Origin of the sequence: Myxococcus sp. AB025B (assembly GCF_006518215.1) — a bacterium.
Taxonomy (GTDB): Bacteria; Myxococcota; Myxococcia; order Myxococcales; family Myxococcaceae; genus Myxococcus; species Myxococcus fulvus.
Genome location: NZ_SRLW01000061.1, coordinates 15,946 through 39,145, shown reverse-complemented (window position 1 = coordinate 39,145; position 23,200 = coordinate 15,946). Strand labels below are relative to the sequence as shown.

20 protein-coding genes are annotated in these 23,200 nt (G+C 71.3%); 6 read left to right on the top strand and 14 right to left on the bottom strand.

Features of this window, described 5'->3' with window-relative positions; translation table 11 throughout:
- A partial coding sequence (locus tag FL311_RS12955; RefSeq protein WP_141325362.1) for a serine/threonine-protein kinase occupies positions 1-766 on the bottom strand: 766 nt, incomplete at its 3' end.
- Between the two features lie 163 nt (positions 767-929).
- On the opposite strand from FL311_RS12955, the gene FL311_RS12950 reads away from it, so the two are divergent.
- Positions 930-1,604 carry a GNAT family N-acetyltransferase gene (locus FL311_RS12950; protein WP_141325361.1) on the top strand — a complete coding sequence of 225 codons (675 nt, stop codon included), beginning with the start codon at positions 930-932 and terminating at the stop codon, positions 1,602-1,604.
- Between the two features lie 116 nt (positions 1,605-1,720).
- Positions 1,721-3,142, top strand: coding sequence for a hypothetical protein (locus FL311_RS12945; RefSeq protein WP_141325359.1), 1,422 nt, complete (start codon positions 1,721-1,723; stop codon positions 3,140-3,142).
- A gap of 13 nt (positions 3,143-3,155) precedes the next feature.
- Here the strand turns inward: FL311_RS12945 and FL311_RS12940 are convergent, their stop codons facing one another.
- The 6 genes from FL311_RS12940 to gstA form a co-directional block, all read right to left on the bottom strand.
- The gene (locus tag FL311_RS12940) at positions 3,156-5,696 is read right to left on the bottom strand and encodes a hypothetical protein (protein ID WP_141325358.1); all 2,541 of its coding nucleotides are present in this window, start codon (positions 5,694-5,696) and stop codon (positions 3,156-3,158) included.
- Between the two features lie 220 nt (positions 5,697-5,916).
- Positions 5,917-7,308 carry an ammonium transporter gene (locus FL311_RS12935; RefSeq protein WP_141325356.1) on the bottom strand — a complete coding sequence of 464 codons (1,392 nt, stop codon included), beginning with the start codon at positions 7,306-7,308 and terminating at the stop codon, positions 5,917-5,919.
- Positions 7,309-7,459: 151 nt separating this feature from the next.
- A complete protein-coding gene (locus FL311_RS12930) occupies positions 7,460-7,744 on the bottom strand; it encodes a hypothetical protein (protein ID WP_141325354.1) in 285 nt (94 codons plus the stop codon).
- Between the two features lie 156 nt (positions 7,745-7,900).
- On the bottom strand, positions 7,901-8,956 hold the full coding sequence (locus tag FL311_RS12925) for a GIY-YIG nuclease family protein (RefSeq protein ID WP_141325353.1): 1,056 nt from the start codon (positions 8,954-8,956) through the stop codon (positions 7,901-7,903).
- A 212-nt stretch (positions 8,957-9,168) separates the two neighbouring features.
- Positions 9,169-9,528 carry a VOC family protein gene (locus tag FL311_RS12920; protein WP_141325351.1) on the bottom strand — a complete coding sequence of 120 codons (360 nt, stop codon included), beginning with the start codon at positions 9,526-9,528 and terminating at the stop codon, positions 9,169-9,171.
- Positions 9,525-10,133 (bottom strand): glutathione transferase GstA, encoded by a 609-nt coding sequence (gene gstA, locus FL311_RS12915; protein WP_141325349.1) that lies wholly within the window; start codon positions 10,131-10,133, stop codon positions 9,525-9,527. Before gstA ends, FL311_RS12920 begins: the two co-directional genes overlap by 4 nt.
- Positions 10,134-10,409: 276 nt before the next feature.
- Here gstA and FL311_RS12910 point away from each other — a divergent pair, with 276 nt between their 5' ends.
- From FL311_RS12910 to FL311_RS12900, 3 genes are all read left to right on the top strand, one after another.
- Positions 10,410-11,273: a hypothetical protein gene (locus FL311_RS12910; protein ID WP_141325348.1), complete on the top strand. Its 864-nt coding sequence runs from the start codon at positions 10,410-10,412 to the stop codon at positions 11,271-11,273.
- 144 nt (positions 11,274-11,417) lie between these two features.
- On the top strand, positions 11,418-12,263 hold the full coding sequence (locus FL311_RS12905; RefSeq protein ID WP_141325347.1) for a TIGR02452 family protein: 846 nt from the start codon (positions 11,418-11,420) through the stop codon (positions 12,261-12,263).
- A gap of 112 nt (positions 12,264-12,375) precedes the next feature.
- Entirely contained in the window at positions 12,376-13,122 is a 747-nt protein-coding gene (locus FL311_RS12900) for a hypothetical protein (RefSeq protein ID WP_141325345.1), read from the top strand.
- On the opposite strand, the gene FL311_RS12895 is transcribed toward FL311_RS12900, so the two are convergent.
- Positions 13,113-13,481 (bottom strand): hypothetical protein, encoded by a 369-nt coding sequence (locus FL311_RS12895; protein WP_141325344.1) that lies wholly within the window; start codon positions 13,479-13,481, stop codon positions 13,113-13,115. The two genes, FL311_RS12900 and FL311_RS12895, sit on opposite strands and share 10 nt — an antisense overlap.
- A 406-nt stretch (positions 13,482-13,887) precedes the next feature.
- Here FL311_RS12895 and FL311_RS12890 point away from each other — a divergent pair, with 406 nt between their 5' ends.
- Entirely contained in the window at positions 13,888-16,641 is a 2,754-nt protein-coding gene (locus FL311_RS12890; protein ID WP_141325341.1) for a winged helix-turn-helix domain-containing protein, read from the top strand.
- Here FL311_RS12890 and FL311_RS12885 read toward each other — a convergent pair.
- The 6 genes from FL311_RS12885 to FL311_RS12860 form a co-directional block, all read right to left on the bottom strand.
- Positions 16,638-18,185 carry a PAS domain-containing sensor histidine kinase gene (locus FL311_RS12885; RefSeq protein WP_228556842.1) on the bottom strand — a complete coding sequence of 516 codons (1,548 nt, stop codon included), beginning with the start codon at positions 18,183-18,185 and terminating at the stop codon, positions 16,638-16,640. The genes FL311_RS12890 and FL311_RS12885 overlap by 4 nt on opposite strands.
- A 158-nt stretch (positions 18,186-18,343) precedes the next feature.
- Entirely contained in the window at positions 18,344-19,609 is a 1,266-nt protein-coding gene (locus FL311_RS12880) for a hypothetical protein (protein ID WP_141325337.1), read from the bottom strand.
- A gap of 164 nt (positions 19,610-19,773) precedes the next feature.
- Positions 19,774-20,352, bottom strand: a complete 579-nt coding sequence (locus tag FL311_RS12875) for a YqgE/AlgH family protein (RefSeq protein WP_141325335.1) — start codon at positions 20,350-20,352, stop codon at positions 19,774-19,776.
- A gap of 52 nt (positions 20,353-20,404) precedes the next feature.
- Positions 20,405-20,809, bottom strand: a complete 405-nt coding sequence (locus tag FL311_RS12870) for a hypothetical protein (protein WP_141325333.1) — start codon at positions 20,807-20,809, stop codon at positions 20,405-20,407.
- A gap of 307 nt (positions 20,810-21,116) precedes the next feature.
- Positions 21,117-21,701: an NTP transferase domain-containing protein gene (locus FL311_RS12865; protein WP_228556841.1), complete on the bottom strand. Its 585-nt coding sequence runs from the start codon at positions 21,699-21,701 to the stop codon at positions 21,117-21,119.
- A gap of 361 nt (positions 21,702-22,062) precedes the next feature.
- Entirely contained in the window at positions 22,063-23,175 is a 1,113-nt protein-coding gene (locus tag FL311_RS12860; protein WP_141325331.1) for an XdhC family protein, read from the bottom strand.
- Between the last annotated feature and the right edge of the window lie 25 nt (positions 23,176-23,200).

The window sequence follows — 23,200 nt, the reverse complement described above, 5'->3', positions numbered from 1 at the left end:
CCTCCGGACACAGCGGGGCGAGCGGCGGGGGCGGCTCGTAGACGACGCGGAAGATCATCTGCGCGATGCCACCCGCGCCGAACGCAGGCGTGCCCGTCATCATCTCGTAGACGATGGCGCCCAGCGCGAAGATGTCCGTGCGTGCGTCGATCTCACTGTTGCGGCCCTGGGCCTGCTCCGGCGACATGTACTGCGGGGTGCCGATGAGCATCGCCTCCTGCGTCTGCACCGTGCCGGAGTCGAGGACCTTGGAGATGCCGAAGTCGAGCAGCTTGAGCCGCTCGCCCACCACACCGCCCGAGTCGGTGGGGACCAGGAAGACGTTGGCGGGCTTCAGGTCGCGGTGGACGATGCCCGCGCCGTGCGCGGCCTGGAGCGCCGAGCCCATCTGCCGCGTGAACGAGTAGACGTCCGACAACGGCAGCCGCCCCCGCTCCAGGCGGGCCTGGAGGCTCTCGCCGCGCAGGAACTCCAGCACCAGGAACGGGGTGTCGTCCTCCAGGGTGTCGTAGTCGAGCACCTCGACGATGTTGGGGTGACCCAGCCGGGAGGCGATTTCGGCCTCGCGGCGAAAGCGCGCGAAGATCTCCGGCGTCAGGTGGTCTCCGCCGCGCAGCACCTTCACCGCGACCTGCTTGCCGGGCAGTCGCAGGTGTTGGGCCAGGTACACCGAGCCCATTCCGCCGCGTCCGAGGATGGAGACGACCTTGTAGGTGTTGCGCAGGACCGTATCGATGGACAGGTCACCGTCGGACGGTCGGTTCATGGGGTTGTGGCTCGCACGGGATTCAATGGGGAGTTTCCACCCCATTCCATCCTCCCACCCCACCGCGAGGCAACCCTCCCGAGGCGTGATTCCGGACGGAGGGCCTCTCGACCCATGAGAAGCACTGGTGGCTTTCCGCCAGCCTGCTAAGGAAGCAGCCTGTATGCCGAAAGTCGCGCCCCAGCAGTCGCTCGAGGTCCGGGTCCGCCGCATCCACCGCCGTGACCTCAACCGGACCTGGGAGTTCCTGAAGCTCGTCTTCCGCGACGTCAATCGCGAGACGGTGGAGTACCAGCGTCCCCGCTCCAAGCGCCGCTTCATGGAGGTCTACACCTCCGAGTGGATCGAACAGCTCCTCTACGAGGTGGACGGCGAGATTGTCGGCTACTCCGAGTGCGCCTTCGAGGCCACCGGCGACGACAACTGGGTGAACCCGCGCTGGTTCGAGAAGCGCGGCATGCGGCCGCTCTTCGTGGAGGAGCTCGCGGTGCACCCGGACTACCAGGGCCGCGGCGTGGGCAGCTTCATGTTGGATCAACTCCAGCACCTGGCGCGCACGCGAGGCTGCACGCACCTGGTCCTGGAGGTGGCGGAGAACAACGAGTCCGCGCTGGCGTGGTACCGGGCGAGGACGTTCTACAAGCTGGATGCCGCCATCTTCCTCGCGCAGAAGGTGCCGGGGGAGCCGGACCTCTTGCCTCCTCGCCGGCTCAAGCGCCGCGTGAAGGCGGCGGAGGGCGAGGAGCCGACCTCTCCCACGACCGGCCCCGCGCCCGCGGCCACTTCGGCGCGCGGGGGTGGTGCGCGCAAGGGCCGCGCCGCCGCGAAGAAGGGCTGAGCCCCGCTGGATGACAGGTGCGTGGGACCCGGGGGCCATGGGCCCGGGCCCACGTGGACCGCATGCTCGCGGGCCGTGTCTCCCCTTCGCGGGAGCGGACCTCGGGGCGTGCTCGGATGAAGACGCGATGGCGTGGGGGATGGCTGCTCATCGCCTTCCTCCTCGCGAGCCCTGTGTGGGCGCAGGACGCGCACTACTGGACGCGGCAGTTCGGCAACCGCGCGTGGCTGCTCGGCGGCGCGCTGCTGGGGGACCCCGCGGACATCAGCGCCGTCTACTACAACCCCGGCGCGCTGGTGCTCGTCCGCAACCTGGAGCTGGAGCTGACGGGGAACGTCTTCGAGTACTCGCGCCTGGCGCTGGTCAACGGCCTGGGGCCCGGCCGTGATTTGACGACGTCGCGCTTCGACGCGCTGCCCGCCTTCATCGCGGGCCCCCTGCGCTTCAAGTGGCTGGGCCGCGCGCGCATGGGCTACGCGCTGCTGACGCGCCAGGGCTTCGAGACGCTGCTCACGCGTCGTGACGACTTCTCCGGGAGCAACCTGCTGGGCGTCCAGGGGCTGGAGCAGCTGTCCTCCGACGTGCGGCTGGAGCACGGCGTGAAGGAGCTGTGGGCCGGCGTGAGCTGGGCCTATCCGTTGAGCAAGACGCTGGGCGTGGGACTCACCCCGTTCCTCGCCGGGCGTCAGCAGCATGGGGACTTCCTGGCCATCTCCCAGGGCAGCGGCGCGGACGGCGGCTCCGTGCTCGCCGCGGTGAACCGCGACTATCGCATCCAGCACCTGCGCCTGCTCGCCAAGGTGGGCGTGTGCTACCAGCGTGAGCGCTGGGCCCTGGGCCTGACGGTGACGACGCCAGGGCTGGGCCTGTTGGGCAAGGGCGAGGTGGGGCTGGAGCGCGCGCTGAGCCAGCAGGGGCTCCCCATCCAGGGACCCGCGCGCATCTCCGACTTCCAGTCGAGCGTCCGCGCGCGCTTCCAGAGCCCGCTGTCGGTGGGCCTGGGCGGCAACGTCCTGCTCGGCGGCACCACGCTGCACGCGGCGGTGGAGGTGTTCGCGCGCGTGCCGGTGTTCCGCCTGCTCGACAGCGACCCCATCCCCGTGGAGGGCCCGGAGCGTGTGCTCGACAGCGACATCTTCTACGGCTCGGAGCCGGTGGTGAACACGGCGCTGGGCGTCGAGCACCGCGTGGGGGACCGGCTGCGCATCTTCCTGAGCGTCCACTCCGACTTCAGCGCCGCCATCAAGCTGCCCAACACCAGCACGTTGCTGGCGACCAGTGACCTGTACCACGTGGCCACCGGCCTGCATTTCCCCGTGCGCACCACGCGCGTCACCGTGGGCACCGACCTGGGGTGGGGCCGTCAGTCCACGCAGCGCTTCTCGGAGCTGCTGGCGCTGACGGGGCTGCCCCCTCCGAGCGAGACGCAGCGACTGCACGTCTTCCACGCCACCCTCATCGTCGGAATCACGCTGGGCCTCGGGCGGAACACCGAGGACACCTCCACGCGTTCCGATGCGGAGGCCGAGCTCCCCTAGTCGCGCGCGGCGCTCAGAAGCTCAGCGTGCCGAGCAACTCGAAGGTGTTGCGCAGCACGTGCACGGGCTCGTTCAGGGGGCCTGCGAGCGCGACGGGGGGCGCGAGGTCCCGGATGCCCAGCTCGTGACGTGACAGCACGTAGCCCGCGCGGATGCCACCGTCCAGGCCTCGCAGCCCGGGGAAGAAGCCTCGCACCAGGATGATGTCCAGGCCCGCGCCCAGGTGGAAGGTGTTGGGCCACAGGTTGCGGAAGAAGCCGGGCAGACGGACCCAGTAGGAGTTGGGGTTGGCCATCCGCTCGCCGTTGATGGCGCCGTCCTCGAGCCGGTACCACGTCAAGCCGTAGCCCAGCTTGACGTACGGCTGGAAGCCGCCGGGCAGGATGTTGTAGCGGATGCTGCCCGCGTACTCCCACATGTTCAGCTTGGAGCGCAGCTGGAAGAGGGTCTGCCGGTCCGCCAGCGGGACGTCGAGTCCCACCGTGCTGCGCGAGTGCAGCAGCGTGTTCTCCGACGTGAAGCGGTCTCCCAGATAGAAGCTGACCTTCAGCGTGGCGGACACGGCCGTGTCCACCACCGACTGGATGAAGTCGGACGAGGCGTTCTCGATGCTCGGGTCCAGCGCGAGCAGCCGTGGGGCCCACTCGGTGAGCTGGCGGTCATTGAGGAGCAGGCCCGCGAAGTCCTTGTCGAGCAGGCCGATGCTGACGCCGGCCTCCACGCTCACGCGCCGCCGGGGCAGCTTCGCCTGGGGCGTGTAGACGGGCTCGTGCTTCTCCACCACCGCGCGCACGGGCAGCCCCAGCACGCGGTAGATGAAGTCGAACGGCGGCAGGCTGATGAGCACGGCCACCGGCCCGTTGAGGAAGCCCAGGTTGTTGGAGAAGTTGTCCTGCACGTCGAGCGGGAAGAACCAGGGCAGCTCTCCGGGCGCGTAGCCGATGAAGCCCGCGTTGGGCGCGGGCCGGTTCCAGCCCTCGCTGAAGGCCGGGCCGGTGATGGACAGGTTGCCCATGTCCGAGTGCGAGATGATTCCCGCCAGCGGCGACTTCGCCGACGGGTAGCCCCAGCGCAGCGGGAGGATGAGCCAGGACCACTCGCGGCGCACCGAAGGGTCCTCGATGGCCAGGTCGTAGACGCGCTCCCAGTCGGGCACCAGGTCGATGCGCTCGGCCATGTCGTAGCGCACCACGCCCTCGGGGAGCGGCCGCTTCGGGTCGGCCAGGTACTCCTGGTGGTCGAAGCGCTTGGGCACCGCCTCCGTGGAGCCCGCGGGCCCCACGCCCTTGAACACGCCGGGCAGAGGATAGGTGGCGTGCGACTCGCGTGCATGCGGGCCCGGCGAGGCGAGCAGCTGCTCCAGGCCCTTCGAGTCCGCGCCGATGTAGCCGATGGGGTGCGTGTTGATGCGCGTCTCCGCCTCGTCCGCCCAGACGTAGCTGCGCACCCGCGCCAGCAGCTTCTTCTCGCCGGGCCGGTCCTCGCCGCGCAGCTCCATCAATTCCTCCCAGCGCTTGCGGGGCAGGTAGGCGTTGGGGCGGGCGAAGTCGAAGACCATCGCGTTGTGGTGGAAGAAGTACTCGGTGCGCTTGAGCACCAGCGGGTCCACGCCGTCGGCCGGCCATCCTCCCGAGAGGATGCGCTGCAGCTCCTCCTCGGTGAGCACGCGCTCCACGGCGGACAGCGGCGTGACGACGGCGCTCACGTGCTCCCAGTCGCCCTCGTGGTTGTTGCCGCCCGCGTTGAAGGGATAGAAGAACCAGTACTGGATGAACAGCTCGTAGCCGAGCAGGCCGCGCTCCGCGTCGCGGACCTCCGCGAGGAACGGGTGGGCGTAGACCTTCTCCGTGCCCAGGTAGCGCCGCGCAATCTGCCCGGGCTGCGGACTCGCGTAGGCCTCGTGCCACGTGTCCGGGTCATACCCGGGGAAGTCCAGGTACATCACGGTGAAAGGCGCCTGCTCGGCGGCCACCGCGTCCTGGCGCAGGCGGGGGATGGTGGGGTGGTCCGGGTGGAACTCCTTCAGGAGCGCGATGAGGCGGCAGTCGTCGCGCGCGTCGCGGCCGGACGACTCCGTCCTCAACAGGCGCTCCGGCGCGCCGTCCTCGGGACATGGGTGGCCGAGCGTGGAGAAGTTGATGGAGTCGCTGCGCATCAGCACCGAGCCGGGCTTGGCGAGGTCCCACGTGTCCAGGCTCAGCAGGAGGCCCCCCGGCAGGTCCCGGAACACCTTGTGGTCCATGGGGAAGGTGTACGTGTTCTTCACCAGGATGGGCGCGAAGCGCACCGCCAGCGCTTGCAGCACCCGGAAGCGCTCGTCGTCGATGCCGTCGCGCGGCGCCTCGTCGCGGTAGCCCGGGTCCGCCGGGTCGCCGTAGAGCGCGAGCGCCTGGCTCGCGCTCGTCTGGCGGACGATGCGCGGGTAGGAGAGCGGGACGAAGCGGAAGTACTCCTCGCGCGTCGGCGGGCCGGAGGCGCTCGCGCCCGAGGGACCCGTGACGAGCCCCACGAGCAGCAGCACTCGAGCGGCGTGGACCGCGATACCTCGGCGCATGGTGTCCCCCCGGGACTGGCGGCTCCCGACTCACGAAGGTCGCGCGCGAACGGCGGGGAGACTAGGAGCCGCGCTCGGGCCCCATCGCGAGGCGGGCGAGGGAGCGTCGGACAGCGCACGGATGCGTGGTCGGCGGTGGACACCCGCGCTTCGGCGCACCCGGTGGTCAACAGTCCCGTCGGGCACCGGGCGCGAGGGCCCGGTCCCCGGTGGGAGCCCGTCAGGCGGGCAGCGGCTGCGTCGGGCCCTCCGTTGGCGAGGGCTCCACGACAGCCGGCGTGCTCGCGGGCGTGGCCTGCGGCGCGGCGAACCCGGTGGACTCGCCCATCGTCTCGCCGTGCTGGCTCAGGTCCAGGCCCAGCTCCTCGTGCTCACGGGGGACTCGCAGCGGGACGATGCGGTCCACCAGCTTGTAGAGCACGTACGAGCCGACGAAGGAGAAGACGGACACCAGCACCAGCGCGGCCAGGTGCTTGAGGAACGTCGTCGTCTCGCCGTGCACCAGCCCCACGTCCTTGGCCAGCACGCCGGTGAGCACCATGCCCACCACGCCGCCCAGCCCGTGGCAGGGGAAGACGTCCAGCGTGTCATCGAGCGAGGTGCGGTTCTTGAAGTGCACCGCCCAGTTGCTCACGAAACTGGAGACCAGGCCCACCATGATGCTCTGGCCCACGGTGATGAAGCCCGCCGCGGGCGTCACCGCCACCAGGCCCACCACCGCGCCCACGCACGCGCCCAGGGCGCTGGGCTTGCGGCCGCGCAGCCAGTCGAACGCAATCCACCCGAGCATCGCCGCCGCGGACGCCGTGTTGGTGGTGGCGAAGGCCAGCGTGGCGAGCGACGAGGCCGACAGCGCCGAGCCCGCGTTGAAGCCGAACCAGCCGAACCACAGCATGCCCGTGCCCAGCATCACGAAGGGCAGGTTGGCCGGCGTGTGCGCGGCGTTCTCCAGGTGCGTGTGCCGACGTCCCAGCACCAGCGCGCCCGCCAGTGCCGCGAAGCCCGCGGACATGTGCACCACCGTGCCGCCCGCGAAGTCCAGCACCCCCCACGTGCGCAGGAAACCCTCCGGATGCCACGTCCAGTGCGCCAGCGGCGCGTAGATGAAGAGCGTGAAGAGCACCATGAAGAGCACGTACGCCTTGAAGCGCACCCGCTCCGCGAAGGCGCCGGTGATGAGCGCCGGGGTGATGATGGCGAACTTGAGCTGGAACAGCGCGAACAGCAGCAGGGGGATGGTGGGCGCCAGGTCCGGATGTGTCTCGCCGCCCACGCCGCTGAACATGAAGAAGGTGCGCGGGTCGCCGATGAGGCCGTGGAAGCTGTCACCGAAGCAGAGGCTGAAGCCCACCACCACCCAGAGCAGGCTGATGACCGCCATCGCGATGTAGCTCTGCAAGAGCGTGGACACGACGTTCTTCAGCCGCACCATGCCGCCGTAGAAGAAGGACAACCCCGGCGTCATCAGCAGCACCAGCGCCGTGGCGGTGAGGATCCACGCCGTGTCTGCTGGGTTGATGGGCCCCCCTTGCTTCGTCTGCGCCGCCGGCGTCACCAGCATGCCCGCCACGCCCACACCCACCAGCAGGGCCACTGCCAACCACTTCTTCATCGCGCCTCCCCAGCAAGGACTGACGCGATGCAGTATGGGTAGGGTGGCCGCTGATTTCAATTCCCCAGGGATTAATTGCGGGCTTTGGAGGATAAATTTGCCGATATTTGGGCTAAAAACTTTGCTGCTTGGGCCTTCGAGACGGGTCTGGCTACTTCACGACGATGCCGCCGTCCTTGATGTCCAGGTCCTCGCCGCCCTTGAGGACGACCTTGCCCTTGTCCGTCTGGACGGTGCAGGGGCCGGAGCCCGGGATGGTGAGGGAGGCCGTCTGGTTCTTGCCGAAGGACACGTGGGTCTTCACGCCGCTGCACACCGCGCCCCACGTGTAGTCGCGCGAGTCGCGGTTGGAGTAGCGCACGGTGATGGCCGCCGAGGCGGTGGACGACACCAGCAAGCCGGCCACGAGGGTGGCAATCGAGAGTCGGGCCTTCATGAGTCCCCCAAGGGGTGTGGAGTGGCGCAGTCATAGCCGCTGGGCCTGACGCGCGCTCGTGACGTGTGAACGCCCCACCCGGGATGGCGGTGCTCACCCTCCCGTGGGTGGAGTCCTACGGGGACATACGAACCGACGTGGGGCGATGGGCGGTGCTCAGGCCCCAGGCGCGGCGCCGTGCTCCAGCTCCTCGGGGTGCAGGTGGAACCAGCGCGCGATGAGCATCACCTCCTGCGCCTCGTGGGCCTTGAGGCCGAGCGTCTCGGGCTCGGGGCGCTCGAAGATCTCCCGCGCGCGCGCGGCGAGCGCTTCGTGTTCCTGGGGTGTGCGGGGCGCGGGGCGCTCCTCGCGCACGCTGCCTCGTCGCAGGATGTAGACGCGGTCCTCTCCGGCGTAGCCGGGCACGGTGTACACGAAGGACAGGCGCTTCATCGTCCGTCCCAGGGAGACCATCCACCCGCGCAGCGCCTCGAGCCGCTCCGCGCGGTCCCTCAGCTCCGCGGCGTACTCGAACTGGAGGCGGCGCGCGGCCAGCGCCATGCGCTCGCGCAGCAGCACGAGCGGCGCGTCGGACGTCCCCTCCAGGAAGGCCCGGGCCTGGGTGACGCGCGCGTGGTACTCCGCCTGCGTGCAGCCCGCGGCGCAGGGCGCCAGGCACCGCGAGAGCTGGCCGCGCATGCACAAGGGCTCCAGCTTCACCGGGAAGAGCTGCCCCTGGTCCGCCAGCCGCATCGGCGTGTCCGCGGCGCAGTCGCGCAGCTCGAGCAGGTCGTTCACCGCGCGGACCACCTCGGACACCGCGCCCGGGCCGTGGAAGGGGCCGTAGTAGTCGCCGCTGGCGCCGTTGACGCGCCCCACCACGTGCAGGCGAGGGACGGCCTCCTTCGTGAGGTGCAGGAAGCAGTGTCCCCGGTCCCGCTTGTGCTCCACGTTGTAGAGGGGGCGGTGCTGCTTGATGAGGCGCAGTTCGCGCAAGAGCGCGGCGAACTCGCTGGGCGTGTGCTCCCACTCGACGTGGTGCGCGTGGCCGATGATGTCCGCGGCCTTCTCGCCCGGCTCCGCGCGGAAGTAGGAGAGCAGCCGCGAGCGCACGCGCACGGACTTGCCCACGTAGAGCACCTCGCTCGACGGCCCCAGCATCCGGTACACGCCGGGCCGGTTCTCGGCGTGCGCGCGGACGTGGTCGAGGAGCGTGGCGAGGCGGGAAGACATGGTGCGGATGCGCACGGCGCCACGGGCGCCGGACGGGACACCGTACACCCGGCTTACGCCCTCGGGGCAACGGGCTCGCCGCCCAGCCCGCGCCTGGACGTGGAGCAGCCCGCCGCGACCACCCTGGCGAGCAGGGGAGGCCTCGGGCCCTGTTGCTCACGCGGTGCCACGACTGGAGGGCCTCGCGAAGAAGCCCTCCAGCCCGGCGGGGCTCAAGCGGGCTCGATGAAGTTGAGCCGGTAGCCGTCCGGGTCGGTGACGACGACCTCCCGGGTGTGCCAGGGCTGCACGGTGGGACCTTCCACCGGGGCCCCCTGGGCCTGAGCGCGCAGGAGCAGCTCGTCCAGTCCGCTGGGGCCCTCGACACGGATGCCCACGAGCACGCCCAGCCCCCGCCGTCCTTCCAGCTGGAGCTGCGCCGGAGGGGCGACGAGGTAGACGTCCACCGCGCCCGCCCACTGGAGGCGGACGAAGGGCGGCTCGGACTGGGTGCGCTCGAAGCCGAGCGCCTCGTAGAACGCGAGCGAGCGCGGCAGGTCCGTGACGAGCAGCTTGACGAACGCCGTGCTCACTTCTTGAGGCCTTCGGCCACCAGGGCCGCCTGCACGTGGGGACGCTCGGCGACGCGGGCCTGGAAGGCGCGCACGGCCGGGAACGGCTCCAGGTCCACCTTCATGGGCGCCGCCCAGTTCAGCACGGTGAACAGGTACGCATCCGCGACGGTGAACTGCTCACCCAGCAGGAACGGCTGCTTCGCCAGCACGCCGTCCAGCGTCTTCAGGCGCTGCGCGATGCGCTCCTTGTAGATGGCCTTGCCCTCCTCCGGGAACGCCGGGTTGAACAGGGGGCTGAAGGCCTTGTGCAGCTCGGTGGAGATGAAGTTGAGCGTCTCCTGGAGCTGGTAGCGCGGCAGCGTGCCGTTGGCCGGGGCCAGCTTGGACTGGGGCGCCTGGTCCGCGATGTACTGGACGATGGCGGGGCCCTCGGTCAGCACGTTGCCGTCGTCGAGCACGAGCGCGGGGACATAGCCCTTGGGGTTGACCGCGAGGAAGTCCGCGCCCGTCTCCGTCTTCTTGGAGCGCAGGTCGACCTTCTCGACGTCGAACTTCAGGCCCGCCTCACGCAGGACGATGTGCGGGGACAGGGAGCAGGCGCCATTCGTGTAGTAGAGCTTCATGGTGCAAGACCTCGCGTGTGGGATTCGCGGCGCGCAGTTGTGCACCTTCCCGAGGTGGGATGCCACCGTTTCCGTGGTGCTCCCACGGCCTGCCTCGTCGGACGGACGGGGGTCGCTCGGGTGAAGACGTGGGCTCCTGGGTCCACCGGGCCCCGCTGCCCGGCGCGCGCGCGCGGTGGTAGTTCTCTGCCTCCCTGACCCCCGAGCAAGCCGCGGCCTCGCGTGCGCTCCGTCAGGCAGACATGGCCGGCGTCCACCCCGGCCTGGAAGGACCCTATGCGCTTCAAAGCCACTCTGTTGCTGCCCCTCGCCCTCCTGGCGTTGGGCGCGATGCCGGCGTGCTCCGGCGACTCCGACGACGACAAGAAGCCCGACGCTGGCGGTTCACCGGACTCCGGCACCCCCGACTCCGGCACCCCCGACTCCGGCACGCCGAGTGGCGGTGATGGCGGCACGGGCACCGCGTCGTGTCCGTCCCATGCGCTGTTCTGCGAGACGTTCGAGAACGGCCAGGGCGGCTGGGATGAGCAGAAGACGCACGCCACCATCACCGCGGATGGCACGAAGCCCCACACCGGCTCGCGCTCGCTGCACGTGGTGACGGAGGACGGCATCGACGAGAAGCAGGGCGAGGGAGAGGCCATCGCCCGGTGGATCCGCTCGTTGAGCCCCACGTTCAGCACGCAGTTGTTCGTGCGCGCGCACGTGTTCATGTCCTCACTTCCGGGAGACTTCGGGCAGATGGGGACCTTCTTCGTCCTCTTCTCGGACGCGGGCAATGACTTCGGCGGCTTCGAGCTGCAGGTCATCCAGGACACGGGCTTCGCGCTGGATGACTGGTCCGCGCGCAACGGCCAGGGCTGGAACCGCCAGGGGCCGCCGGTCAACCTGGGCATGTCCACCGGCCGCTGGGTGTGTCTGGAGTGGGAGGTCCGCCGCCCCACCGCGTCCAGCACGCACGGCACCACCACGGTGTATGTGGATGGCGCGAAGGCGCACGAGTTCACCGAGATTGGCATGCGCTCGTTCAACACCTTCATGGTGGGCTACGGCTTCGTCCATCCGCAGGGGCCGTCCGCCTCCGAGACGTGGATCGACAACGTCGCGGTGAGCAGCACCCAGCGCATCGGCTGCGAGTAGCGCCCCCGCGCCTCCGGGCCCCCTCCCGCTCCGGGGCCCGGGGCCTTCGCGCGTCGCCTTGTCAGGTTGAAGGGCGATGCTTCGTGTTTGCGTGACACGAAGCTTCGTGCTCACCACGGGGCTGGCATCGAAAGGCAGCGGGTCATGTCGTTGAAGGAGCTTGCGCGCCAGACGGTGCGCATCACGGAGCAAGGACAGTACGTGGCGCCCTCGGGCCGGGTGGTCCAGGTGGGCGACCTGGTGGAGCGGGCGGTGCGGGGGACGGTGCTCTACCGCCCCGGGGACTTCTCGGGACTGACGCCTCGGGGGCTGGCGGTCGGCACGGCGCCGCGCATCGAGGTGACGGGCGAGAAGACGGGGCAGGCGGCGCGCAGGCTGGTGGAGGAGGAGGGGCTGACGCGTGTCGCGGCGCTCAACTTCGCCTCCGCGAGGAACCCGGGCGGCGGCTTCCTGGGCGGCGCGAAGGCACAGGAGGAGGACCTGGCGCGCTGCTCGGCGCTCTACCCCTGCCTGCTCACGCAGCCCGAGTACTACGACGCCAACCGCGAGGAGCGCTCGGCGCTCTACACGGACCACCTCATCTATTCGCCGGACGTGCCGTTCTTCCGCGACGACTCGCTGGAGCTGTTGGAGCGGCCCTTCCTCCTCTCGATGCTCACCGCGCCCGGGCCCAACGCGGGGGTGGTGCTGCGAGAGGACCCGCGTCAGCGACGTCAGCTCCACGCGGTGCTGCGGGCGCGCGCCTTGAAGGTGCTCCAGGTCGCCGCGCATCAGGGGCATGAGGTCCTGGTGCTGGGGGCGTGGGGCTGCGGCGTCTTCCGCAACGAGCCGGCGGAGGTGGCCCAGGCCTTCTCGAGCGCGCTGACGCAGCTGTACGGCGCCTTCTCGCGCGTGGTCTTCGCCGTGTACGAGCGGGGCGGGGACGGGCCGAACCTGCGCGCCTTCCAGGAGCACTTCGACGGCGGAGGGCGCGGATTTAACTCCGTTTAATCCCACGCCCGCCCCGATTTGGACGACAACTCCCTGGAGCAGCCGCTCGAGGGGGAAGCCGATGCATGGGGACTGGCGCAGTGTTGGGGACTCGCGGGAAGAGACGTCACTCGTGTTCCGGCGGCTGGATGCTCGCACCGTTCGCGTCCTCGGCGGCCCGCGGGAGATGTTGACGGTGCTGGAGGACTTCGCGCGCGGCGAGGGGGGCGCCGCGGCGGAGGTGCTCGAGCCGGGCGTCTGCGCGAGCTGGCGAGGCTGGCGGCTGGATGTCGACGCCACCGAGGTCCTGGGGCGCGCGTCGCACGCGCAGCTCATGGGCCGGGGAGCTCTCCAGCCCATGCGCGTCGCCACGGGGCTGGCGGGGCGTGGCCGGGAGCTGAGCGTCTTCACCGAGGATGCTCGCACGGGCCGGGAGGACTTCCGCTACACGCTGCTGCTCGGCGACGTCGTGCTGGGCATCCGGGGTGAGGTGGACGCGCCCGAGCGCCACGTCTACGACGTCACGCTCCGGGGCGTGGCTCAGCTGCTCGTGCGCGCGCTGCGGCGGGTGCATGCGCGGTGTGCGGCGCACGGCGACACGGCGGTGCTCGTCTTCACGGCGGAGGAGGCGGAGCAGCTTCGCCAGGGCGCGCGGGACTGGTGCGCGGCCACCGGGGACGAGGGGTGCCCGGAGTGGGTGTCTCACGTGGCCAACGCTGAGTCCGCGGAGGAGGCCCTGCGAGGGCTCATCACCTCCACCGACGACGCGGCCCGCATCGCCGAGCGGCTCTTGGAGCTGGGCGCCTTCCTGCTGGAGTCCGAGGCGGCGAATGCCCGGGACGGGGCCGGGGTGGAATTGCCCGCGTGGCGTCAGGAGTAGCGCGCGAAGGCGGACGCGGCCAGGGGCACCGGCTCCGAGGCGAGCTCCGGCTCCGTGGAGGTCAGCGGCGGGTAGGCATCCACCGGTGACGCGCGCCCCACGACGAACTCCGCGGCGCTTCGGAGCTTCTCCAGCGCGCGCTCCGTGCAGTGCAGGGTGATGAGCGGCAGGAAGCCCGGCTCGCTCATCCACTTCACCGCGCCCAGCAGGTGGTTCGCGCTCAGGAACCGCATCACGTCATCCCGCAAGGCACGGCTCTCCTCGCCTGCTGCGACGAGGGCGGCGCGCCTGTCTCGGGGCGGCGGAGCCGGACGTGGCTCACGCTCCTCCCGGGGCATGATGATGGTCTCGATCCACATCGGAGCGCCCTCCGGACGTAAGACCTGGGGGCTCGCTGACCGGGTACGGCTGCTTGCTCCCTGGCCCTCAGGTAACCGGGGAATGATGCGCGATTTCACTTCCGGTTGTTTTCGTCCGGGCGCCAATTCCTTCTCGACGGGCGACAAAATGTGAAAAATCGGAGTGATATTGGAACCCACGATGTCGGGTGGGAGCTCACCGGGTAGGTGCGGCTCGCGAGGGGCGCACACCCCAGGTGTCCAAGGGGGGACATACGAATGGGACAGGAGGGTGTGTCAGGCTGGGGCACATGAGACCTGGCCGCGCGCTGGAGTTCGAGACGTTGTTCCCGCCGTCCCTCACGCAGGGTGAGGGGAGGCGAGCGTCCCGGGCCGGTGACTCGTGTTGGAGCGTGACGAGGTGAGCATGCGCGCCGGCACGACGCCCCCTCCCCGTGGTCGTCGACGTGCACAGGGCACGGCCTCGCGAGGGAAGCGGGAGCCTCGCGAGGCGGTGGCGCGGACATCCACGCCGCGAGGGGTGGGGCCGCCCGCGGTCTTCGTCGGACGCAAGCAGGAGCTCCAGCGGCTGAGCAGCCTGCTGCGCCGCGTGCGCACCGGGGTTGTCTATGGCCTGCCCGGGGTGGGCAAGTCCGCGCTGGTGGCGGCGGTGGCGGCGCGCCATCGGGGGCCGGTGGTCCACCGTCGCATCGCCCCGGGGGACGCGCTGGACTCGGTGGTGGACGACGCGCGCCGGCTCTTGCGCGAGGCGCCCGTGGCGCAGGCGCTGTCGGACGACGCGCGCCTGGAGGACCTGGCCCGGGAGCTGGATGCGCGCGGGGCGCTGTTCGTGGTGGATGACCTGCACGCGCTCGCGCGCGAGGAGCGCGTGGCGCTGGTGGAGGGGCTTGGAGGGCGGCTGCGAAGGGGCGCGCTGCTGGCCACCTCGCGCGAGGAGCTCCCGCGCCAGGCGACGAGCCCGGACCGCATCGAGCTGCGACTGGACGGGCTGCCGGAGCCCGCCGCCAGGCTGCTGTGGCGTCAGCTGGACGCGCTGTATGGCGCGCGCGAGGGCTTCGCCGCGGCCTGGGCCCGCTCCCGGGGCGTGCCGTTCCTCTTGCGCCGCGCGCACGCGAACGACGCGGACGTGGAGGAGCCGGTGCGCGCGGCGCTCTCGTCGCTGCCGCCGGACGAGCGGCGCGTGGCCGCGGTGCTCGCGCTGTCGGAGCTGCCGCTGGCCGCCTCCGCGCTCGCCGACGTCTTGCCGGACGGAGGTGCGAGCGAGGCGCTGCGACGACTGTCCGCCCGGCTCCTCGTGGAGACGGATGCGCGCGGCCGCCATGGCGTGCACGACCTGGTGCGCGAGGCGTTCCAGTCGCTGCTCGGCGCCGAGGAGTCGCGGGCCGCGCACGAGGCGCTGCTCGCGCTGCTGTCACGCGAGCCGCTGCCGGAGGTGGTGCGGGTGCGCGCGATGTCCCGACACCTGCAGGCCCTGGGGCGGCACGAGGAGCGTCGGGCCTTCATCGTCGGGGAGGCGGAGGCGCTCGTGAGACAGGGCGCGGCCGGGGAGCTGCTCACGCTCCTGGGCTCGCTGCCGCCCGCGCTGTGCACGCCCGACGTGGGGCTGGCGCGGGCCCGTGCCCAGGTGCGTTTGTTGGACCTGCGCCGTGCCTACGAGGAGCTCCTGGCGCTGCGCGCGTCGCTCGGTGAGGACGGGGACGCGGACCTGCGCGAGCAGGTGGGCACGGTGCTGGTGCGCGTGGCGCTCTTCTCGCTGGAGCTGGACGCGTGCGAGCGGACGCTGCAGTCGATGCCCATGCCGCGCGACGCGGAGGTGTTCCTCCAGCAGCTCCTGGCGTGGGCCGCGCTGCGCTTCTTCCAGGGGCGACTGGATGAGTCCCTGGAGATGCTGGACGCGGCGTGCTCCGCGTCCGAGGACCGGCGCGTGCTCGGCTGGGGGGCCTATGCCCGCGCGCTGATGTGTTGGATTGAGGGCCGGGACGACGGGCTGGAGGAGCCGCTCAACCAGTGTCTGTCCTTGCTGGAGGACGCGCCGCTCAACTCGCGCGGGCCGCTGGTGGCCGCCATGTCCGCGGGCATCCTCAGCAGGCTCGGCCGCTTCGCTCAAGCAGAGGCCGCGCTCGCGGGCGCGCGGGAGAAGCTGGGCCAGCTGGGCGCGCCCAGGCTGGCGCTGGAGCTCGACTGCATCGCCGCCCTCGTCCGGGGCGAGCGCGGAGAGCGCGGGGCCTCGCTCGCGGGCCTGCGCGAGACGTCGGCCCGCGCGCAGCAGGGCGGCTATCTCTTCATCCACCACCTCTCCCGCGTCAGCGCCGGGCGCATGCTGCTGGAGCTGGGGCGGCGCGCGGAGGGGCTCGCGCTGCTCGACGAGGCCGCGGCGGACGCGCGGGCCCGAGGCGCCGAGGGCCTGGCCCGCGCCGCCGAGTCCGCCCGCGCCGCCGATGTGCTGAGACAGGTGGAGCGCCCGTCGGTGGTGGAGCCTCGCGAGGTGCGTCCGGGCATGGCGGCGCGGCAGCGGGCGCTGGCGGCGCTGGCCTCGGCGACGGCGGGCGACAGCGTTCGCGCCGAGGGACTCCTGGCCTCGCTGGAGCCGCTGGCGCGCGGCGAGGACTTCGCCCTGGAGCGCGCGCTGGCGCACCTGTCGCGGGCGCTGCTGCACCGGCTGGCCGAGCGCGCGGCGGAGTCGCGTGCCTCGCTGGAGGCCGCGGCGCGCTCCGCGGCGGAGGGTGAGGCGGACCCGGAGCTGATTCCCGAGCTGGCGCGCACGCTCGCCTCGCTGCGGGTGGTGACCTCCACCGGCTCGCGTCTGGCCGTCGAGGCGCCCGTCGCCGCGTCGGACGCGGTGGTGCTCGACGCGCGCCACCACGAGCTGCGCGCGGGGGCTCGCTCCGTCTCCCTCGCGAAGCGTGTGCTCCCGCGAAGGCTGCTCTACGCGCTGGCCCGACGCCCGGGCCGCACGCTGCCGAAGGAGGACTGCGTGCGGGCCATGTGGGAAGCGGCCTATGACCCGAGGCTGCACGACAACGCGCTGCGTGTGCACGTGCGTCACTTGAGGGAGATGCTGGAGGGCACCGGCGCGCGGCTGGTGTTCGAGGACCCGGGCTATCGCCTCGACGTGCCTCCGGGCTTCGCCTTCGTCCGCGATGAGCCCGGCGCGCCCTAGAGCGGCAGCTCCACCGCGAAGGTGGCGCCGCCGCCGGGCGTGTCCTCCACGTGGATGTGGCCGCCGTGCGCCTCGACAATCTGCCGGACGATGTAGAGGCCCAGACCCATCCCGCCCTGTCGCCGCGCGTTGTCGCCCTGGGTGAAGCGCTCGAAGATGCGCTCGCGGTCCTTCACGGGCACACCCGGGCCGCTGTCGCACACCGTCAGCTTCGCCTTGTCGCCGTGCCGCGTGAGCGACAGTGACACGGGGTTGCCCGCGCCGTAGCGCAGGGCATTGGACAGCAGGTTGCTCACCACCTGCTCCAGGCGCAGCCGGTCGAAGCGGCCTTCCATCGGCCCGTCCACCTTCGCGCTCAGCGGCACGCCGGTGTGCCGGGCCTCGTCGCCGAAGCGCGCCACCAGGTCCGCCACGACGGCGGCCAGGTCTCCCTCGGCGAAGTGGAAGTCCAGCTTGCCCGTGCGGATGCGGCTGACGTCGAGCAGGTTGTCCACGAGCGCGCCCAGCCTGCGCAGCTGGCGCTCGGTGGTGTCCAGCTTCCCCTGGACCTTGGGTGAGCCGAGCGTCTCCTGCGGTTGGCCCTCGGCGAGCCTCCGCAGCAGCTGGGCCTGCAGGCGCAGGGACGTCAGCGGCGTGCGCAGTTCGTGGCTCGCCAGCGAGAGGAAGTCGTCGCGCGTGCGCACCGCCTCCTGCAGCGCGAACTCCGTCTCCTTCAGCGCGGTGATGTCCAGGAGCGCGCCGCGCACCACCATCACCTTGCCCGTCGCGTCGCGCAGCACCCGGGCGCGGCTGGTGAGCCAGTGCCAGGAGCCATCCGGCCAGTGCGTCCTGTACGTGGAGACGTACGCGTCCGTCTTGCCCGAGGCGATGTCCGCCAGCTGCGTCTGCACGGCCGGGCGGTCGTCGGGGTGGAGCGACTCGATGAACCGCTCGTGCGTCCACTCCGCCAGCGGATGGGGATAGCCATAGAGGCGGTCATGTCCCTCCGAGCGGAACACCTGGCCGGTGGCGACGTTGGTCTCCCAGACGGCCATCTGCGCGGAGTCCAGCGCCACCTGGAAGCGCTCGCCGAGCTGACGGAAGCGCTCCTCGGTCCTGGCCACCTCGCTCTCCGCGCGCTGCCTCCGGGTGATGTCCGCGGCGAGCACCCACGTCTCCTCGCCCACCACGCGGACATTGACGTCCAGCCAGACACGCGAGGGCAGCTCCGCCAGGAAGCGTCCGCCCTCGCGGGTGGAGAGCGCGGCCATCAAGCGCTCGTGCAGCACGGTGCCCGCGAGCGCGGGCTCGGCTGTCCAGGGCTCCTGGCCCTGCAGTTCCTGGGCGGGCACGCCGAGCAGCGCGGCGGCGCGGCCATTCACCTCGCGGATGCGCCCCTGGGCGTCCAGGCAGAGGAACGCCTCGCTCATCATCTCCCGCAGCACACACAGGCGGGCCTCGGCGGAGAGCGCGGCTTCGTCGGCGGGCGCGGCGGGCATGGCTCCCGTGGGGATGACAGGGGTGTCAGTGGGAGGGAAGGACACGGTGGACGACGAGGGGCTCATGTAGACCTGAACCGTCCCCTGGCCCTCCAAATGCGTCAAGTCATCCGCTCCGCCTGGGGAATCGCGCTGCGGCGCGGCGTCCGCACGACGGGACATCCACCAGCCCCGACCTCGGCCCCTCCACAGGCCGGCCCCGCGTCGAGGGCGGGACATGCGACTCAGGACCCGCCCGTCGGCGCGGTCGGGTCCACGATGGGTTCCGGCATGACCCACGTTCCGGTGGGGTCCAGGTACGCCTGGTCGAAGGCGTAGAGGATGCCGTTCCAGCGGTCCCAGAAGTCGGCCCAGTTGTACTCGGTGGGCGGCGACGTCAATGGGTTGCCGTCGCGGTCCGGCTGGCTGTTCGCATAGTCGGCGTAGTTCCAGATGACCGTGCCGAACTCGGTGCGCAGCAGCGGGGTGAGGGCCCGCAGCAGCGCGACGCGGGACACCTCGTCCGAGCGGGGTGAGGCGGGCGAGAAGACGGGCTGTGCCATGTCGTGCTGCTCGCGCCAGGCGATGTAGTTGTTGGCCACGGCGATGAGCGCGTCGCGGGTGGCGGGGCTCGTGGACAGGCGGGCCTGCTCGTAGAGCGCGAAGGCCGCGACCAGCAGGCTCTTGTAGTGCATGCCTGGGAAGAGCTGGTCGAACTGAGAGGGGCGCGGCGTGTCGAACGCGTGCGCCAGCGCGTAGTCGTAGGCCTGCACGGCCTGGGCGGGCACCGCGTCCACCAGCGTGAACTCCGCGAGCACGCGCTCGGGCGTCACCGCGCCGACGGCGCTCCGGCGCCACGCCAGGTAGAGCTGCCCCGAGCCGCCGATGTCCGAGAAGATGGCGAGGTTGCCCTCGTGCAGGGTGCGCTCCAGCGTCAGCACCAGGTTCTCGACCTTGTCGAGCGGCCAGAAGCCCGGCGAGGACTGGTAGAGCGCGGCGAAGCGCGCGGCGGTGATGCTCAGCGTGCGCACGTCCAGGAGCGCCGCGGTGTTGAGCGAGGTGATGAGCGCGCCGAGCGAGGCCGCCGCGTCCGTGGGCACTCCGCGCAGCACCAGCTCCAGGCCCAGCTTCTCCGGCGTGGCGCGCAGCTGGAGGTCGAGCCCCACGCGCTGGAGCGCATGGAGCACCGACAGCGAGGGCTGTCCGCGCGCGGCGGCGATGATGCGCTTCGCGATGGCGGTGCCGAGCATGCCCTCGCCACCGGTGCGCGAGGCATTGGGTGCGAAGGTGAACCAGGTGGGGCGCACGGCGCTGGCGCCACCGGGTTGCAGGGCCGGGTCCAGCACCGCGCCCAGCTCGTAGGCGATGGCGATGTAGCCCTCGGTGATGCGCTGGTTGTCCTCCAGCGGAGTCGCCGTGGACTGGGCGCTCGCGGAGGCGCAGGAGAAGGCCACGGCGAGCGCGAGCCCTCGAAGGACGTGAGAAGAACGGAGTGCAGGGAGTCGTCGCATGGGGAGTCCGCCGGGAAGACGTGGGGTCCTGGGGAGGTAGTCACTGCCCAGGCTCTTCCAAAGGCGTGGCGGCCTCGCGCTATTGCGGCGCTGTCGGGTATCCGACGGATGGAGGGGCTTGGGAGCCCATGTGCTCCATGAGGCGTGCTGCTGGCGCGGCGCGCTCAGAGGTGGCGGACGGCGTGCTCCTCCCACAGCGAGCCCGGCGCGGTGAACACGTCGGCGGGCTGGCCTTCGAGGACCCACCAGGCGCCTCGGGCCACCTCCTCCTCGAGCTGTCCGGGGGACCATGCGGAGATGCCCTCGAAGGTGAGGGATTCACCGACGGGCAGGTGCGCCTCGCGGCGTCCTTCGTACCAGGCGATGCCCTCGAGGAGGGGCTGTGCTCCCTCGGGGGCCGGGCGGCGGAGGGTGAGGGTGATGTGGAGCGCGGGGTCCACCGGCCCGCCCCAGCGGTCCACGCCCTCGGGGAGGCGCTCGCCCTGACGGGTGCGCACGCGATTGAGCACCACGCCCCACGTCCTGCGCTGGGCGCCCGCGTCGAGGAGCAGCACCACGGTCTCGTCGAAGTTCTCGGAGACGCGGCCAGGGCGCGCGACGAGCAGCGAGCCCGCACGGAGCGGCGCCGCGGGCAGCTGCTCCAGGGACTTGAGCGCGTCGATGGCGCGCGGGAAGAGCACGAGCAGCGCGGCCGCGACGAGCAGCAGCACCCAGCCGAGGTGCCGGCGCGAACGGCGCATCATGAAGCGGGGACCGCACGTGGGCGGGCTCCGGCCGGGTGGAAGAGGGGCGTGCTCACGGCTTGCGGTGGGTCCGCGCGGGAGGCGGGGCCTCCGACATGTGTTCGGCCTTGAAGCGGGCCAGGGCCTGCGCGGGGTCGATCTCCTGGAGCTGCTCGGCCCGGGTCTTCTGGGGCGATGTGTACGGCGTGAGCTCCGAGGGGGCCTGCTGCTTCGCGCCGCGCAGCCAGCGCCGTGTCAGCGAGAAGAGGACGTAGATGCCGAGCGCCAGCAGGCTGTACTTGAGCAGCCACTTCGCCACGCCGATGAAGAGGCCGACCACGGCGATGGCGACGAGCAGGCCGAGGCCGCCGATGACGAGCACCTCGGCGGTGCTCCACGAGGACTCGCGCTCGTCCGAGCCTGTCGTGTCAGGGGACGCCTGCTCCTTCTGGATGAGGGTGGGCTGCTCAGACTCCATGAGAATCCCCCGACCTGGGCCTGACCGACGCGACCGCGCGTGACTCAGCATAGGAGGGATGCCGTTCGACTGACAGCGCGGACAGGGCCGAGCCGCGGTGTCCCGGGCGCATACCGGTTACAGGCGTCGTCAGGGCTTCATACCGGTTACAGGGCCTGGACGAGGTCCATGCCGGTTGCGCGGGAAATCCGGCGCTCTGCCCGCTCATGGGACGAACTTCGACGCGGCGGGTCAGCCTCGTGGGTCGCAATCCGGTGACGGGGGCGAGTCGCCACCCGGTTGTTCGAGTCATCGGGGGGCAATGTGGTTACACGGGCCGCCGAGGGGCGAGCCGGTCCAGGTCCGCGGGCGTGTCCACGTCCTCGCCGCCTCCGGGAAGCGGCACGGTGGCGACGCGGGTCGGCTCGCGGGCAATCACCCCACGTGCCCCCTGGGCGGGAGACAGGGCCTCCAGCTCCGGGAACACGACGCGGGAGAACAGCGCGGGGACACCGTGCGTGCCGTCGTATCCGGAGGCCACGATGGGCGCACCGGTGGTCCGCCAGGTCTCCACGAGGGTTCGGAGATGTGATGCCGTGACGCGGACCTGGTCACAGAGCATGAAGAGCACCGCGTCCACGGCGGGGGCACTCGAGGACATCGCCGAGAGCCCCATCGTCAGGGAGCCGCCGGGACCGAGCGCCCAGTCGGGATGCTCGATGACTCGCAAGGGGAGGTCGACGAGCTCGGGGGCGATGGTGTCCCGATGGGCACCGAGGACCACGAGCACGGGACCTTCGCCGAGGGACAGGGCCGCTTCGGCGGCGCGTCGGATGAGCGTCTTCCCTTCGTGGACGACGAGCTGCTTGGGATGTCCGAGCCGAGACGAGCCCCCCGCCGCGAGCAACACCACGCCTGCTCGCGCTTCAGCTCCGGGCTTGCTTCCGAGGGAGCGCGGCTCGTTCACAGCCGCCCCCTCTCACGCGAAGGCCGTGGGTGGGCTTCCGCGAGAGGACTCGGCGACAGCGCGGTGCTCGTGATGCGCACTCGCCCCAGGTCGCGCTTGGTCCTTTTGCGCGCTTTCGCGACAGAACTCGACGACGGTGTGTCGCTCGCCACTCGCGCTCGCCCCAGGTCGCGCTCGAACCTCACGCGGGAGGACTCGACGATGGCGTGGCGTTCGCCACTCGCGCTCGTCTCAAGTCGCGCTCGGTCCTCACACGAGCTTCCGTGGAAGCCGCCGTGCTTTCCCGGGCCGAGGTCTCGCTCGGTCTTCACGCGAGCTTCCGGACGGGAGGCGGCGCCACCGTGTGGATGGGCGCGCGGCGCTCGCGCAGCTTGCCGCCCTCTCGCCCCGACACCACGGCTTGAAGCTCGGCGACGATGGACAGGGCAATCTCCTCCGCGCCCTCCGCGCCAAGGTCCAGCCCCACCGGGGCATGCAGCTTCTCCAGCATCGTCGCGCTCGGCGCGGTGGCGAGCCCCGCGAGCAACCTCTCCGTGCGGGAGCGCGGACCCAACACGCCCAGATACCGCAGCGGACGCGGGAGCAATCCCGCGAGCAGCTCCTGGTCCTGCGGCAGGCTGTGCGTCATCAACACCACCAGCGAGCGAGGTGACACCGGAACCGACGTCGCCGCCTCACCCGCCTTCGCGGAGACCACCGCGTGAGCGAGGGGGAACCTCCGTCGCAGCGTCTGCGCGGGTCGGTCCGCGACCACCGTGACACGCCAGCCCAGGCTCGCGGCCTGCGTCACCACGGGCGCGACGTCGAACCCGCTGCCGAACAACACCAGCTCATGGGGCGGCTCCACCACCTCCACCAGCACGTCCGCGCCGCCACACGGTCCGCTCCACGTGCGGCCCTGCTCCATCGCCTCGCGGGCCGCGACGCGGACGGCATCGCCCAGTGCGCCCGCGAGGTGTCCCGCCTCCACGCCATCGTCACGCACCATCCACCGCGTCCCCACGGCCTGCGCGGGGCCCTGGTACACGGTGGCGATGACGGCGCGACCTCCCAGGTTCCGGGCCTCGTCCGCGAAGACCAGGGCATCGGCCGGGCCGGGCTCGCAGCGCTCCAGCAGCACGTCCACGACACCATTGCAGCCGAGCGCGAAGGACAGGCTCCCCTCGTCCTCGATGCCCTCTCCCGTGGAGTCGTAGCGGAGCACGCGCGGCCCGGTGCTCGTCCAGAAGAACGCCTTGCGGACGATGTCGGCCTCCAGGCACCCGCCGCTCACGCCTCCGGCGAGCCAGCCGTCCTCGCTCATCAACATCCGGGCACCCGGCTTGCGGTACGACGAACCCGACACGGCGACCACCGTGGCCAGTACCCAGGGCCCATGGGAGCGCGCGCGAGCGCGGAGGATGGCGTCCAGGTCCTTCATGTTGGCCCCGAGCCTAGCAGACGGC